This is a genomic window from Rhodobacter sp. TJ_12, assembly GCF_020023995.1.
Taxonomy (GTDB): Bacteria; Pseudomonadota; Alphaproteobacteria; order Rhodobacterales; family Rhodobacteraceae; genus Rhodobacter.
Map to the genome: position 1 here is coordinate 15,957 of NZ_NRRD01000004.1, position 15,310 is coordinate 31,266.

General features: G+C 61.2%; 9 protein-coding genes. 6 read left to right on the forward strand and 3 right to left on the reverse strand.

What is annotated here, in order from left to right; translation table 11 throughout:
• Nucleotides 1-127 precede the first annotated feature (127 nt).
• From CKO11_RS04925 to CKO11_RS04940, 4 genes are all read left to right on the forward strand, one after another.
• Nucleotides 128-1,768, forward strand: a complete 1,641-nt coding sequence (locus CKO11_RS04925; RefSeq protein ID WP_223633621.1) for an NAD(P)-binding protein — start codon at nucleotides 128-130, stop codon at nucleotides 1,766-1,768.
• Nucleotides 1,761-5,393, forward strand: coding sequence for a pyruvate:ferredoxin (flavodoxin) oxidoreductase (nifJ, locus tag CKO11_RS04930; RefSeq protein WP_223633624.1), 3,633 nt, complete (start codon nucleotides 1,761-1,763; stop codon nucleotides 5,391-5,393). The genes CKO11_RS04925 and nifJ overlap by 8 nt, the downstream gene beginning before the upstream one ends.
• A gap of 12 nt (nucleotides 5,394-5,405) precedes the next feature.
• Entirely contained in the window at nucleotides 5,406-6,401 is a 996-nt protein-coding gene (locus CKO11_RS04935; protein ID WP_223633627.1) for a dihydroorotate dehydrogenase-like protein, read from the forward strand.
• A 102-nt stretch (nucleotides 6,402-6,503) separates the two neighbouring features.
• On the forward strand, nucleotides 6,504-8,564 hold the full coding sequence (locus CKO11_RS04940) for a PAS domain-containing methyl-accepting chemotaxis protein (protein WP_223633630.1): 2,061 nt from the start codon (nucleotides 6,504-6,506) through the stop codon (nucleotides 8,562-8,564).
• Nucleotides 8,565-8,659: 95 nt separating this feature from the next.
• Here the strand turns inward: CKO11_RS04940 and CKO11_RS04945 are convergent, their stop codons facing one another.
• Together CKO11_RS04945 and speB are read right to left on the reverse strand one after the other, a co-directional pair.
• On the reverse strand, nucleotides 8,660-9,703 hold the full coding sequence (locus CKO11_RS04945; RefSeq protein ID WP_223633633.1) for a DUF475 domain-containing protein: 1,044 nt from the start codon (nucleotides 9,701-9,703) through the stop codon (nucleotides 8,660-8,662).
• Nucleotides 9,704-9,843: 140 nt separating this feature from the next.
• Nucleotides 9,844-10,818 (reverse strand): agmatinase, encoded by a 975-nt coding sequence (gene speB, locus CKO11_RS04950; RefSeq protein WP_223633635.1) that lies wholly within the window; start codon nucleotides 10,816-10,818, stop codon nucleotides 9,844-9,846.
• Between the two features lie 168 nt (nucleotides 10,819-10,986).
• Between speB and CKO11_RS04955 the strand changes: the two genes are divergently transcribed.
• Nucleotides 10,987-12,033, forward strand: a complete 1,047-nt coding sequence (locus CKO11_RS04955; RefSeq protein WP_223633637.1) for a cytochrome-c peroxidase — start codon at nucleotides 10,987-10,989, stop codon at nucleotides 12,031-12,033.
• 117 nt (nucleotides 12,034-12,150) lie between these two features.
• On the opposite strand, the gene phaZ is transcribed toward CKO11_RS04955, so the two are convergent.
• Nucleotides 12,151-13,419: a polyhydroxyalkanoate depolymerase gene (gene phaZ, locus CKO11_RS04960; RefSeq protein ID WP_223633639.1), complete on the reverse strand. Its 1,269-nt coding sequence runs from the start codon at nucleotides 13,417-13,419 to the stop codon at nucleotides 12,151-12,153.
• 87 nt (nucleotides 13,420-13,506) lie between these two features.
• Between phaZ and phaC the strand changes: the two genes are divergently transcribed.
• Nucleotides 13,507-15,300 (forward strand): class I poly(R)-hydroxyalkanoic acid synthase, encoded by a 1,794-nt coding sequence (gene phaC, locus CKO11_RS04965; protein WP_223633641.1) that lies wholly within the window; start codon nucleotides 13,507-13,509, stop codon nucleotides 15,298-15,300.
• The last annotated feature ends 10 nt before the right edge of the window (nucleotides 15,301-15,310 follow it).

Genomic DNA, 15,310 nt, shown 5'->3' on the forward strand with positions numbered 1-15,310 from the left:
CCCGGCCCCAGCTCAAACGCAATAATGTGATGTAGGAATATGCCTTTAGGCTGATCTATGTCATGCAAGCCCCTTCCCCGCCTCGCTAATCTCGCCCCGTCGGTCACTGCGCCTGGGGAGGAACAGCATGAGCACGCGGCTTCGGGATTTCACACCATCGGTCAGCCCCTATGGCAATCGCGGCACGGGGCCGGTGCGCAGCCAGCATCCGCGTTACGTCACGCTCACCCCGCCCTGCTCTGCCGCCTGCCCGGCGGGGGAAAACATTCGCGCCTGGCTTGAGCTTGCGATGCAGGGCCGCTACCGCGCCGCTTGGGAAAAGCTGACCGAAGACAACCCGATGCCCGCCGTGCATGGCCGGGTGTGCTACCACCCTTGCGAAAGCAATTGTAACCGGGGCGAGGTGGATGAGGCGGTCTCGATCCACGCGGTGGAACGCTTCTTGGGCGATATGGCCACGCGCGAGGGTTGGGAGTTTCACAAGCTCCGTTCGGACACCGACAAACGCGTGTTGATCGTGGGGGCCGGGCCTGCGGGGCTTTCGGCCGCTTATCATTTGGCCCGCCTTGGCCATAAGGTCGAAATCCGCGAAGCCGGGCCGATTGCGGGCGGCATGATGCATTTTGGCATTCCCGCCTACCGGATGCCGCGCGCCGAACTGGCCGCCGATGTGGCGCGGATTGTGAATTTGGGGGTGCGGATCACGCTCAACCACAAGGTCACCGACCTGATGGCCGAAAAGGAACAGGGCGGGTTTGATGCGGTGTTTCTGGCGATTGGCGCGGGGCTGGGAAAACGCGTTGAAATCCCCGCGCGCGATGCCGCCAAGGTTTTGGATGCGGTGAACTTGCTCCATGAAACCTCGTCCGAGACCCCGCCGCTTTTGGGCCGCCGCGTGGTGGTTTATGGTGGCGGCAATACCGCGATGGATGCTGCGCGCACCGCCAAACGGCTTGGCGCGACCGAGACCATCATCGTCTACCGCCGCGACCGAGATCATATGTCCGCGCATAGTTTTGAAGCCGATGAAGCGATTGAAGAAGGCGTCAAAATCCGCTGGCTGACCACGATCAAGGAAATCTCGGGCTCTGATCTGCAGGTCGAGCGAATGGAAATTGATGCCGAGGGCCGCCCCCAACCCACGGGCGAGATTGAAACGCTTTCGGCGGATGCGGTGGTGCTGGCTTTGGGCCAACAAACCGACAGCGGGTTTTTGAAAAACGTGCCGGGGCTGGAGTTCACCCCCGATGGCGCGGTGGTGGTTTCGGGCGAGATGATGACCGGGGCGACGGGTGTCTTTGCAGGCGGCGATATGGTGCCCGCGCAGCAATCTGTCACCATCTCCACCGGCCACGGCAAACGCGCGGCGCGCCATATAGATGCGTGGCTGCGCGGCGAGACGTACAGCGAGCCCCCCCCCAAGCCGGTGGCCGATTTCGCCAAGCTACATTTGCCGGTTTATTCCGATGCCGAGCAAAGCGCGCAGGCGCATTTGTCGGACACCGTGCGCATGGGCGGCTTTCAGGAAATCATCAAAGGGCTGACCACCAAGGAAGCCCGCTATGAGGCCGCGCGGTGCTATTCTTGCGGGCAATGTTATGAATGCGACAATTGCTTTGCCGCCTGCCCAGAAGAGGCGATTGTGAAGCACGGCCCCGGGCGCGGCTACCGCATTGATCTGACCAAATGCACAGGCTGCGCAACCTGCGAAGAACAATGCCCCTGCGGCGCGCTTGATATGATTGCGGAGGAGGCCCCCCATGCGTGACACGGTTGTGCAACAAGAGGCCCCCGCCAATGACGCAACCACCGTGCAAGCGGTGATGGATGGCAACACGGCCGTCGCCCATATCGCTTACCGCGTGAATGAGGTTTGCGGGATCTACCCGATCACCCCCTCTTCGACGATGGCGGAACTGGCCGATGAATGGGCGTCGCGCGACATCCGTAACATCTGGGGCAATGTCCCCGTGGTGCAAGAAATGCAGTCCGAGGCCGGGGCCGCAGGCGCGGTGCATGGCGCTTTGCAAGCGGGCGCGATGACGACGACCTTCACCGCCTCGCAGGGGCTGATGCTGATGATCCCCAATATGTTCAAGATCGCGGGGGAGCTGACACCGACGGTCTTTCATGTGGCGGCGCGCGCTTTGGCGACCCATGCGCTCTCGATCTTTGGCGATCATTCCGATGTGATGGCGGTGCGGTCGACGGGTTTTGCGATGCTCGCCTCCGCCTCGGTGCAAGAGGCCCATGATATGGCGCTGATTGCCCAAGCCGCCACGCTGCGTGCCCGCGTGCCCTTTGTGCATTTTTTCGATGGGTTCCGCACCAGCCATGAGGTCAATACGCTGAGCCTCATCCCGGATGCGCAAATCCGCGCGATGATTGACGATGATCTGGTGCGCGCGCATCGCGCCCGCGCACTTTCGCCCGATAACCCCGTGGTGCGCGGCACCGCGCAAAACCCCGATGTGTTCTTTCAAGGGCGCGAAGCGGCAAACCCGTTCCACGCGGCGGTGCCCGGCATTGTGGCGGAGGAAATGGCAAAACTCGCCACCCTCACCGGGCGCGCCTATAAGCTGTGCGATTACATCGGCGACCCAGAGGCCGAGCGGGTGATTGTGGTCATGGGCTCGGGCGCGGAGGTGGTGGAAGAGGCGCTCGCCGCGCTCAACGCCCAAGGGGCGAAACTCGGCGCGGTGGTGGTGCGGCTCTACCGCCCCTTCCCGGCGGAGGCGTTCTTGGCGGCACTGCCCGCCAGTTGCACCAAATTGGCCGTGCTCGATCGTTGCAAAGAACCCGGCGCCCCGGGCGAGCCGCTCTTTTTGGATGTGGTGGCCACATTGGCCGAGGCCGTCGCCACCGGCAAACGCGCCGCCCTGCCGCGTATCACCGGCGGGCGCTATGGCCTTTCATCCAAGGACTTTGACCCCGCGCAGGTGAAAGCGATTTATGATGATCTGGCGGGGGATGCGCCCAAACAGGGCTTTACCGTCGGTATCACCGATGATGTGGGGCTGACCTCTCTGCCCGCTGACCCCAGCTTTGTGACCGAGCCGCAAGACGTTGTGCGCGCGGTCTTTTATGGCCTTGGGGCCGATGGCACGGTGGGGGCCAATAAAAACTCGGTCAAGATTTTGGCGGAAGAAGCCGGGCGCTTTGCGCAGGGCTATTTTGTCTATGACAGCCATAAATCCGGCGCGCAGACGGTGTCTCACCTCCGCTTTGGCCCGCGCCCGATCAAAGCGCCCTATCTCATTCATTCGGCCAATTTCGTGGCCTGCCATCAGTTCCACTTCCTGCAAAAGATCGACGTGTTGCGCGTGGCTGCTCCGCGGGCAACCTTCCTTTTGAACGCCCCATTTGGGCCAGAGAAGGTCTGGGACCGCCTGCCGCGGTCTGCCCAAGCGGCGATCATCGATAAGGGGCTGAAATTCTATGTGATTGATGCCAACAAAGCCGCGCGCGAAGTGGGGCTGGGGCGGCGCACCAATACGATCTTGCAGACCTGTTTCTTTGCGCTTTCGGGCGTGTTGCCGCGCGAAGCGGCGATTGAACAGATCAAAGCCGCGATCAAGAAAACCTATGGCCGCAAAGGCAAACGGGTGATCGAGCAAAACTGGGCGGCGGTGGATGGCGCGCTGGAACGGCTGCATGAGGTCCCCGTGCCCAAAGCGCCCAGTTCAGAGACCGAACGGCCGCCCGCCGTGCCCGCCACCGCACCCGAGTTTGTGCGCCACGTCACCGCGCTGATGATGGAAGATCGCGGCGACGAGATCCCGGTGAGCTTGCTGCCCGCCGATGGCACCTTCCCCACCGGCACGGCAGCGTGGGAAAAACGCAATGTGGCCGATGAAGTGCCGCTTTGGCGCGACGATTTGTGCATCCAATGCGGGCAATGTTCGTTCGTCTGCCCGCACAGCGTCATTCGCGCGAAATACTTTGACGAAGACCTGCTGGAAGGCGCGCCCGAAGGGTTCAAATCCGCGCCCGTCAATGCGCGCGGCTACCCCGGCGCGCGGTTTTCTTTGCAATTCCATGTCGAAGATTGCACCGGTTGCGGGCTGTGTATAGAGGCTTGCCCCTCGCTTTCGCCCCATGAGCCGGGGGTGAAGGCGATCAACCTTTCAGAGAAGCAACCGCTTGTCGAAACCGCGCGTAAGGCGATGACCTTCTTTGAACATCTGCCGGTGAATGACCGCGCGCGGATCGACTTTGCCAATGTGCGCGGCGTGCAATTCCTTGAGCCTTTGTTCGAGTTCTCGGGCGCTTGCGCGGGCTGTGGGGAAACGCCCTATGTGAAGCTGCTCAGCCAATTGTTTGGCGACCGGCTGATGGTGGCCAATGCCACGGGCTGTTCCTCGATTTATTCGGGCAACCTGCCGGTGACGCCTTGGACGAAAAACGCCGAAGGGCGCGGCCCGGCTTGGGCAAACTCGCTTTTCGAGGATAACGCCGAATTTGGCCTTGGCTTCCGGTTGGCGGCGGACAAGCACCTAGACCTTGCCCGCAGGCTTTCCCAAGAGATGGCGCCGATGGTGGGCGAGGATTTGGTGGCCGATATCCTCAGCGCGCCACAAATCCGCGAAAGCGAGATCCGCGCGCAGCGCGAGCGCGTTGCCACGCTGAAAACCCGGCTTCTTGCGCATCGCGAGGCCCCGCAAGCGCGGCATCTTCTGAGTGTGGTGGATCACCTTGTCCGCCGCTCGATCTGGATCGTTGGCGGCGATGGCTGGGCCTATGACATTGGCTATGGCGGGCTTGACCATGTGCTGGCCTCTGGGCGCAATGTGAATGTGTTGGTGATGGACACGGAGGTTTATTCCAACACGGGCGGGCAGGCCTCAAAGGCCACGCCCTTGGGGGCGATTGCGAAATTCGCGGCCGCGGGCAAGCGCACCGCGCGCAAAGATTTGGCTTTGCAAGCCGTGGCTTACGGCAATGTCTACGTGGCGCAGGTGGCGATGGGGGCCAACCCGCAACAAACGCTGCAAGCCTTCCGCGAGGCCGAGGCTTATGACGGGCCGAGCCTTATTTTGGCCTATAGCCATTGTATCGCGCATGGGTTTGACATCCGCCAAGGGCTGAACCAGCAAGACCGGGCCGTGGCCTCTGGCTATTGGCCGCTCCTGCGCTATGATCCGCAATTGCGGGGCACCGGTGCGGCGCCGTTCCGGCTGGATAGCCCGCGCCCGGTGCTGCCCTTCAAGGATTACGCCTATAATGAGTTGCGTTATTCCGCCCTTGCCGCGACCCGGCCCGAAGAGGCCGCCGCCCTGTTGGATCAGGCGCAGCAGGCGATCTTGGAGAAATACCGCAGCTATGAAGATTTCGCCGCGATGGACGGCGGCCCCGGCCCGGCGCAAGCGCTGGGCGCTGCGGGCAAACTGTAACGGAGACCCGAGATGGAGATGAAAACCCGCTATCTGGGCCTTGATTTGCCAAGCCCGCTTGTGGCCTCGGCCAGCCCGCAAAACGCCAAGCTTGAGGTGCTCAAGATCTTGGCCGATCACGGCGCGGGGGCGGTGGTGCTGCCCTCGGTGTTTGAGGAGCAAATCTGGCATGAGCAGCGCATTCTCGATCAGCTGGTCGAGCATGGCGCGGAAAGCTCGGGCGAGGCGCTGAGCTATTTCCCGACCCAATCGGCCTTTGCCTTTGACAGCTCCAACCACCTGACATTGGTGGAAAAGGCCGCTGCCGTGCTGCCCATTCCGGTGATTGCCTCGCTTAATGGCACCACCGATAGCGGCTGGACCGATATGGCCTATGATTTCGCCGAAGCAGGCGCTGGGGCGATTGAACTGAATGTCCATTTCCTGCCCACCGATCCCGATATGTCGGGGGCCGCAGTGGAAAAGCGCACGCTGGATGTGGTGGCGGCGGTCTGTGACACGGTGGATATTCCGGTTTCGGTGAAAATCGGCCCCTATTTTTCGTCCCCCGCGCATATGGCCAAACGGATCGTGCAGGCCGGGGCGGAAGGCGTGGTGTTGTTCAACCGTTTCTATCAGCCCGATATCGACCCGGTGCGGCTGGCCGTCGAGCCGCAACTGGAACTGTCGCGCCGCTATGAGATGCGGCTGCCGATGCGCTGGATCGGTGTGCTTGCGGGGCGGTTCAAGGGCTCGATCGCCGCGACAACGGGGGTGGAAACCGCGGAAGATGTGGTGCGCTATCTGTTGGCGGGGGCGGATGTGGTGATGACCACCTCGGCGCTGTTGCGCCATGGGCCGGAACATATCGGCATTTTGCGGCAAGGCCTGGAAGACTGGCTGTCCGCGCGCGGACTGCAAAGCCCCGACGATCTGCGCGGCAAACTTGCCTATGGCGCGATGGATGACCCCGAGGGCTATGAGCGCGCCAATTACATCAAGGTCATGCAAAGCTGGGGCAAGGGCTGAGGGCGCAAACGGGCGTCAAGGGGAATATGGGTGCGCGTTAACGCCGCATAAAGAGCACGAGCCTATGTTGGCGCAGAGTTCGTCCCATTTTTTGGAGCCGCCATGTTCCTTCGCCGCCCGCCTAAAGCCACAGATTCGCGCCAAGAGGCCCTGAACACCGCCGTGGAATCCGCACTGGCCGTGACCTCGTTCAATCTTGATGGCAAAATCATGAGCGCCAATTCGGCCTATTGTGATTTGCTTGGCTACACCGAAGCGGAACTGGTGGGCCAATCGCTCGCCATGATCATGCTGCCCAGCTATGCCAAAACCGTCGGCACCGGGAAGTTTTGGGATGATCTGCGTGCGGGCGAGATCGTGCACTTGGCCGTGACGCGGCTGCGCAAGAACGGCGATCCGGTCTGGCTCGAATCGACCTATGTGCCGGTGCGCGATGCCTCGGGCAAAGTGGTCGAAGTGTTCAACTTTGCCTCTGACATCAGCGAAAAGACCCGCGAACGCAAGCATCTCGAATCGATGATGGCCGCGCTGCACCGCTCGCAGGCGGTGATCGAATTCGACCTGCAGGGCAATATCGTCGACGTGAACGACACGTTCTTGGCGGCGATGGGCTACACGCGCGACGAACTGATCGGCAAGCATCACCGCATGTTCATGCCCCCCGGCGCCGCCGAAAAGGCCGATTACGCCGAGTTCTGGGACACGCTGCGCACCGGCGAATTCGTCGCGGGCGTGTTCAGCCGGGTCGCCAAGGGCGGGCGCCAGATATTCTTGCGCGCCACCTACAACCCGATCAAGGGTGTCGATGGCAAGCTTGCCGGGGTGGTGAAATATGCCCAAGACATCACCGAAGATCGCCGCACCGCGCTTGACCAAGCCGGGCAGATCCATGCGCTGCACCGCTCACAAGCGGTGATCGAATTCGACCTGCAGGGCAACATTCTGACTGCGAATGATAATTTCCTGAACGTGATGGGCTACACGCTTGACGAGCTTGTCGGTCAGAAACACGGGATTTTCCTTGCCGCCGAGGAACGCGAAAGCCCGACCTATGCCCACTTCTGGCAAGAGTTGCGCAAGGGCAAAGCGCAGGTGGCCGAATTCCGGCGGATCGCGAAATCGGGCGCAGATGTCTGGATTCAGGCCAGCTACAACCCGATCCTTGATGCCGATGGCAAACCCTACAAGGTGGTGAAATTCGCCACTGATATCACCGCGCAAAAGGATGCGATCCTTGCGTTCGAAGAGGGAATTTCGGCGCTGAGCGCGGGGCAGTTGGACCACCGCATCACCGAAGCGCTGCCGAGCGAATTCGAAGCGCTGCGCGCCAATTACAACGCAGCGATGGAGCGGCTGTCCGAACTGGTGGGCGCGATCTTGGAAAGCGCGGAATCGATCCGCGCGGAAACCGCGAACCTCTCGGGGGCTTCGGCCGAATTGGGGCGGCGCACCGAAACGCAGGCGGCCTCCTTGGAAGAAACCGCCGCCGCGCTGAACCAGCTTTCCGCCTCGGTCGAAAGCTCGGCCACCGGCGCGCGCAATGCGGCCTCGGCGGTGGGTAAGGCGCGGTCGCGCTCCACCGAAGGGCGGCGCGTTGTCGAACAGACGATCTCGGCGATGGGCGATATTGCGACAAGTTCGGATCAGATTTCGCGCATCACCTCGGTGATCGACGACATCGCCTTCCAAACCAATCTTCTGGCGCTGAACGCCGGGGTCGAGGCCGCGCGGGCGGGCGAAACCGGGCGTGGCTTCGCCGTTGTCGCCTCGGAAGTGCGCGCGCTGGCGCAGCGCTCGTCCGAAGCGGCGCGCGAGATTGCCGAACTGATCGAAACCTCTAGCAAACAGGTCCGCCAAGGCGTTGAACTGGTCAATGAATCCGGCACGGCGCTAAGCGAAATCGACGCGCTGGTGAACGAGGTCGATGGCCTTGTGCAGGCGATTGCGGGCTCGTCGGTGGAACAATCGACCGGGCTGGCCGAGATCAATTCGGCGGTGAACCAACTCGATCAGGTGACGCAGCAAAACGCGGCCATGTTCGAAGAAAGCTCTGCAGCGGTTTCGGTGCTGAGCAGCCAAGCCGGGCAACTGGCCGCGCAAGGGGCGGTGTTCCGTGTGAACCAAACGATGACCAGTTCATTGGCGCTACGCGCCGCCTCCTAAGCTGGGCAGATAGATCAAAGAACGCCGCGCAATCTGCGCGGCGTTTTGCGTTTTGGCTTACGTTTTGGCGAGGCGCCCCGATGATCCTCGGGCGATCACTCGCAGGGTTCGGGATTGGCGCGTTTCCAGCGCACCGAGGAAAAGAAGCTCAACCCGATGAACAGCACCCCCAGCAGACCGGTGGCCCATTCCGGCACCGGGAACAGGGTCTGGGCGAACATCGCGCCCGACAGCACCAAGATCGACCAAAAGGCCCCATGTTCCAAAAAGCGGAATTCGCTTAGCGCGTGCCGTTCGACCAGCATCACCGTCATCGACCGCACATAGAACGCGCCGATCCCCAAGCCGATCGCGATCAAAAACAGGTTTTGCGTCAGCGCAAAGGCCCCGATCACGCCGTCAAAACTGAACGAGGCATCCAGCACTTCCAGATAGAGAAAGGCGCCGATGCCACCGCGCGCCACATCAGAGGCCAGCGCGCCGCGATCCAGCACCTGCCCCAAACCTTCGACCGCCAAAAAGGTCAACAAGCCGGTGCAGGCCGCCACCAGAAATGTGCCCTGTTCTTGCACAGGCTGGACCCAGGCCACAAACAGCACCAAGGCCAGAACGAAGCCGATCTCCAACCCTCGGACAGAGGCGCACGCGCTGAGCCTGCGTTCCAAGGCCGGGAACCAATGCACATCCTTGCCTTCATCGACGAAGTAGCTTAGCGCCACCATCATCAGGAAGGCACCGCCAAATCCTGCAATAGAAACATGGGCTTCGTCGATGATCTTGGCATATTCCTGTGGCTCTGTGGCGGCCAGCCGTATCGCCTCCAGCGGGCCGACATGGGCCGCCACCACAACAATGATCAGCGGGAAGATGATCCGCATGCCAAAGACCGCGATCAAGATCCCCCAGGTCAGAAACCTTCGCTGCCACACCGGCGACATCCGCCCCAGCTTGTTGGCATTGACGATGGCATTGTCGAACGACAAAGAGATTTCCAGCACCGCCAGCACACAGGCGACAAAGAAGAACGACATCGCCCCCGAAAACGTGTGTTCGTAGACGAAACCGAGCCACAAAGAGAGCAGAAGGCCAATCGCTGTGAAGCCGAAGGCCCAGCCGAAATAGTGGAAGGTGCTGCGCATTCTGTCCCCGCTGCGACAGCCGGGTGGACCGGCTGCATATCCTTGGGCTTGATGTAGGAAGTGGCACGCCGGGCTGCAAGCCCCTGCCCCGCCCCTGCGCGGATGTGACCGAGGCAGCGCGGTAGGGCCGTGCGCCCGGGCTAGCCTGCGGCCCCGCGCCGCCGGGTCCAGCCATAAAGCGCGACAAGCTCGGTGGCGACATGCGCGCCGGCAATCGCGGTGGCCCCGGTCGGGTCATAGGGGGGCGAGACCTCGACCACATCGCCGCCAACCATATTGATGCCCGCCAGCCCGCGCAAAAGCGCCGCCGCCTGCCAACTGGCCAGGCCGCCCCAGACCGGGGTGCCGGTGCCGGGGGCAAAGGCGGGGTCGAGGCAATCAATATCGAAGCTGATGTAGCATGGCCGCTCGCCCACCACCTGTTTGATGCGGTTCACCGTCTCGGCCACGCCCGCTTGATGCACAAAGGGGGCGTCAAGAATATGCACCCCGCAGGTGTCTGGGTTGTCGGTGCGGATGCCCACCGAAACGGTGGTTTCCGGCGCGACATAGCCCAGCTTCAGCGCTTTATAAAGAAAGGTGCCGTGGTCGATCCGGCTCATGTCATCATCGGCCCAAGTGTCGGAATGGGCATCAAAGTGGATCAGCGCCACCGGCCCGTGACGATCCGCCATCGCGCGCAAGATCGGCTGGGTGATGAAATGATCGCCCCCCAGCGTAATCACCCCCGCCCCCGCGCCCAAGATGGTGGCGATGTGGTTGGTGACCCGGTCGGGGAAGCTGGCCGTATGCGCATAGTCAAAGGCCAGATCGCCATAATCGACAATCTGCATCTCGCTGAGCGGATCATAGCCCCATCCATAGGGCGCATCGAAAGCTTGCAGCGTTGCCGCCTCGCGGATCGCGCGCGGGCCAAAGCGGGTGCCGGGGCGGTTGGTCACCGCCTGATCGAAGGGCACGCCGGTGATAGCAAGATCGACGCCAACCAAATCCTTGCTATAGCGGCGGCGCAGAAATGACGGCGCACCGCCAAAAGCGTTTTCATAGGCAAGACCGCGCGCCTCGGCCCGGGTGAATGCCGTATCCACTTGATTTTTCGCGTCTTCCAGTGCCATGAGCGCCCCCTTTTCGGCCCGAGTATGGGCTCTTTTCAGGTAGAAGTGTCAACCAAAACCTGCGTCAGGCTGTCGCAGATAGAACCATTCCAAACTTGATCTGGATCAACTCTCTCACGCCCGCGTGAACTTAGATTTATTCTATATTTTGCTACGGAGGAACCATCCATGGAACGCTCTCTCGCCCTCGGGCTGGCCCTGACCACCGCCTTGGCCACGCCGGTGCTGGCGGATGACACGGCGCTGCGCGATGAGGCCAAAGACCTTTTCGAAGTCATCCCGATGCAGGCGCCCCTGCTGGAAAACAACAATGCGGTGACCCGCGACAAGGTCGACCTTGGCGCGATGTTGTTCTTCGATCCGCGGATGTCGAAATCGGGCCTGTTCTCGTGCCAGTCGTGCCATAATGTGGGGATCGGTGGCGTCGACGGGCTGGAAACCTCGGTCGGTCACGGCTGGCAAGCGGGTCCGCGCAACGCGCCGACGATGCTGAACGCCGTTTTCAACATCGCCCAATTCTGGGATGGCCGTGCGCCTGACTTGGCCGCACAAGCCAAAGGCCCGGTGCAGGCGGGTGTGGAAATGAACAACACCCCGGAACAAGTGGTGGCGACGCTGAAATCGATGGATGGCTATGTCAGCGCCTTCGACGCCGCCTTCCCGGGCGAAGATGACCCGATCACCTTTGACAATTTCGCGCTGGCGATCGAGGCATTCGAGGCCACGCTGCTCACCCCGAATTCGCGGTTTGACCAATGGCTGATGGGCCAAGACGGCGCGATGACCGATCAAGAAAAGAACGGTCTGACGCTGTTCGTCGAAACCGGCTGTGCAACCTGCCACAACGGCATCAACTTCGGCGGCAACGGCTATTATCCGTTCGGTCTGGTGGAAAAACCCGGCGCCGATGTACTGCCCGAGGGGGACAAGGGCCGCTTTGCCGTGTCTGAAACCGCCGATGACGAATACGTCTTCCGCGCCGCGCCGCTGCGCAACATCGCGCTGACCGCGCCTTACTTCCACTCGGGCAAGGTCTGGGATCTCAATCAAGCGGTCGCCATCATGGCGAATTCGCAGCTTGGGGCAGAGCTGGATGATGCGCAAATCGACGACATCACTGCCTTCTTGGAAACGCTGACCGGCGAACAACCCGAAGTCGTGCATCCGACGCTGCCGGTGCGCACCTCGGCCACGCCGAAACCGGCGCCGATGTAAGCAGACCACGACGGCCTTTGGCCTACGTCCCAACGAAAAGGCGCGGGGGAAACCCCGCGCCTTCACCATTTCGATGGCCTTGGCGGCGCCAAACGCTTGCCGCCTCGGGCGCGTCCCTTACACGGCGCGGATTTGTTTCGCCTTGGGCGTCGGCGCACCGGAATTGGCATCGATGAAATCAAGCACCAGCGGGCGAATGTTGTTGCGCCAGCTGCGCCCCGCGAAAATGCCGTAATGGCCCGCGCCGGGTTCCAGATGCTGGGCCTTCATCTCGTCGGGCAGGCCGGTGCAAAGCCGCAGCGCCGCAACGCATTGGCCCGGCGCAGAAATATCGTCATTCGCGCCTTCGACCGTTTTTACTGCGACCGTGGTGATCTTGCCGATATCGACAGGTTTGCCCGCGACGGTGAATTTGTTTTGTGCGATCTCCAGCCCTTTGAAAATCCGCTCCACCGTCGAAAGATAGAATTCCGCCGTCATATCCATCACGGCCAGATATTCGTCATAGAAGATATTGTGGTGGTCGTGTTCGGAGCCTTCGTCCTGCGCCTCGGCCATGATCTTGTCGGTGAAGGCTTTGGAGTGTTTGTCCATGTTCATCGAGATGAACGAGGCCAATTGCATCAGCCCCGGATAGACCAGCCGCCCCGCGCCCTTATATTTGAAGCCGACGCGTTGAATGACCAAATGCTCCAACTGGCCCATCGTCACGCGGCGACCGAAATCGGTCACATCGGTGGCCGCGGCATCGGGATCAATCGGCCCGCCGATCAACGTCAGCGTGCGCGGCTGCGCCTCGGGTTCTTCTTCGGCCAGATAGGCGGTGGCGGCCAATGTCAGCGGCGCGGGCTGGCAGACCGCGATCACATGGATATCGGGCCCCAAAAGCCGCATGAATTCCACAAGGTAAAGCGTGTAATCCTCGATATCGAATTTGCCCTCGGAGGCGGGAATATCACGCGCATTATGCCAATCTGTCACATAAACGTCGGCATCGGGCAGCAGGCTATTCACCGTGGAGCGGAGCAACGTCGCATAATGGCCCGACATCGGCGCCACCAAAAGCACCCGGCGCTTCATCGGCGCGCGGCCTTGAACCTTGAAATGGATCAGGGCGCCAAACGGTTTATCAAGCAGCGTTTCCACATCGATCAGGTGGTCTTTGCCATCGGCGGCGGGGATCGAGCGGATGCCCCAATCGGGCTTGATGACCATGCGCGCAAAACTGCGCTCGGTCACGCGGCCCCAAGCGGACATCAGTTTGAACATCGGATGAGGCGTCAACCCCCAGACCGGATAGGAGGCCATGGCGCGTGCAGAGGCGCCCATCCACTCGTTGGTATTCCTGATGGTTTCCATCAGGTCGTAACTCATCATGCCTTTCATGGCGCTCCCTCGAAATCGCGCACAACCCCGCTTGCCCCTGATGCATGCGACGTTATGTTTCAAAGAGGATAGGGAGGAAATTGCATTATGACAACGCCCGAAGAGATCGAATCTGCTGCATCGCAGCAAATGCGAGAGAATCTGGCGCGCATCGAAACATTGACAACCCGCTTGGTGGACGCGCTGGCGCATAAGCGCGCGCCCAACCTTGCGCTCGAAGGCCCGGGGATGGATCTCTACCTGGCCTCGTCTGCGGCTTATATGAAGGCGCTCGCGGAAAACCCCGCCAAGATTTTTGAGGCGCAGGTGCGCTATTGGGGCGATGCGATGACGCATTACATGGAGGCCAGTCACGCGCTGGCGCAGGGCAAATTGCAACCGCCCGAAGACCCCGGCCCCAAAGATCGGCGCTTTTCCAACCCGTTGTGGGACAGCCACCCCTATTTCAATTTCGTCAAACAGCAATATCTGATCGCCGCCAAGGCGATTGAGGAGGGCGCGGCCAAGGTCGAGGGGCTTGACCCGGTGAACCGCCGCCGGCTGGATTATTTCACCAAGCAGATCGTCGATTTGATGGCGCCCACGAATTTTCTGGCCACCAACCCCGATGCGCTGGAGCGCGCGGTCGCGACCGAGGGGGAAAGTCTGGTGCGCGGGTTGGAAAACCTTGTCCGCGATATCGAGGAAAACAAAGGCGATCTGATCGTCACGCTTTCCGACCGCAACGCCTTTAAAGTGGGCGAGAATATCGGCACCGCCGAAGGGGCGGTTGTGTATCGCAATGATATGATGGAGCTGATCCAATACGCCCCCACCACCGAAACGGTGCACAAAACCCCGTTGATCATTTTCCCGCCGTGGATCAACAAGTTCTATATCCTTGATCTGAAACCGCAAAACAGCCTGATCCGCTGGATCGTCGATCAAGGCTTCACGCTGTTTGTCGTCAGTTGGAAAAACCCCGATGCCTCTTATGCCGATATCGGCCTAGAGGATTACATCACCGAGGGCTATCTGACCGCGATTGAAAAGGTGAAAAAGATCACCGGCGAGCCCAAGGTGAATGCCGTGGGCTATTGCATCGCGGGCACCACACTGTCGCTGACGCTCGCGCTTTTGAACAAGCGCAAGGATCGCTCGATCAATTCGGCGACCTTCTTTACCACACTGACCGATTTTTCGGATCAGGGCGAGTTCACCGCCTTCTTGCAAGACGATTTCGTTGACGGGATCGAAGCGCAATGCAAGGCGGATGGGGTGCTGTCGAGCTATTTCATGACCCGCACCTTTTCCTATCTGCGGGCCAACGACCTGATATATCAGCCCGCGATCCGCGCTTACATGCTGGGGGAATCGCCGCCCGCTTTCGATCTGCTGTACTGGAACGGCGACAGCACCAACCTGCCGGGCAAAATGGCGATGCAATATCTGCGCGGCCTGTGCCAAGAAGACAGTTTCACCGCCAAGGGTTTTCCGCTTTTGGGCGAGGTGCTGAAAGTTTCGGATGTGAAAGTGCCGCTGTGCGCGATTGCCTGCGAAACCGACCATATTGCGCCGTGGGTTTCCAGTTTCACCGGGGTGGCGCAGATGGGGGCGAAGGATAAGACCTTCATCTTGTCGGAATCGGGCCATATCGCCGGGATCGTCAATCCCCCATCCAAAAAGAAATACGGCCATTACACCTCGGAGGCGCCGGTCGAAAATTATGCCGACTGGAAGGCCGTGGCCGATTATCATCACGGCAGTTGGTGGCCGCGCTGGGGGGAATGGCTGGCCAAACGCTCGGGCAAACAGGTGCCCGCACGCGCCGTGGGCGATGCAGCGCATCCGCCCCTTGCGCCCGCGCCCGGCACCTATGTGACCGAGGTGGTGAAGATCTAGACCCAAGCGG

Excerpts from the sequence above, each read along its gene's own strand:
- CKO11_RS04925 (WP_223633621.1), top strand. The coding sequence starts at position 128 with ATGAGCACGCGGCTTCGGGATTTCACACCATCGGTCAGCCCCTATGGC.
- nifJ (WP_223633624.1), top strand. The coding sequence starts at position 1,761 with ATGCGTGACACGGTTGTGCAACAAGAGGCCCCCGCCAATGACGCAACC.
- CKO11_RS04935 (WP_223633627.1), top strand. The coding sequence starts at position 5,406 with ATGGAGATGAAAACCCGCTATCTGGGCCTTGATTTGCCAAGCCCGCTT.
- CKO11_RS04940 (WP_223633630.1), top strand. The coding sequence starts at position 6,504 with ATGTTCCTTCGCCGCCCGCCTAAAGCCACAGATTCGCGCCAAGAGGCC.
- CKO11_RS04945 (WP_223633633.1), bottom strand. The coding sequence starts at position 9,703 with ATGCGCAGCACCTTCCACTATTTCGGCTGGGCCTTCGGCTTCACAGCG.
- speB (WP_223633635.1), bottom strand. The coding sequence starts at position 10,818 with ATGGCACTGGAAGACGCGAAAAATCAAGTGGATACGGCATTCACCCGG.
- CKO11_RS04955 (WP_223633637.1), top strand. The coding sequence starts at position 10,987 with ATGGAACGCTCTCTCGCCCTCGGGCTGGCCCTGACCACCGCCTTGGCC.
- phaZ (WP_223633639.1), bottom strand. The coding sequence starts at position 13,419 with ATGAAAGGCATGATGAGTTACGACCTGATGGAAACCATCAGGAATACC.
- phaC (WP_223633641.1), top strand. The coding sequence starts at position 13,507 with ATGACAACGCCCGAAGAGATCGAATCTGCTGCATCGCAGCAAATGCGA.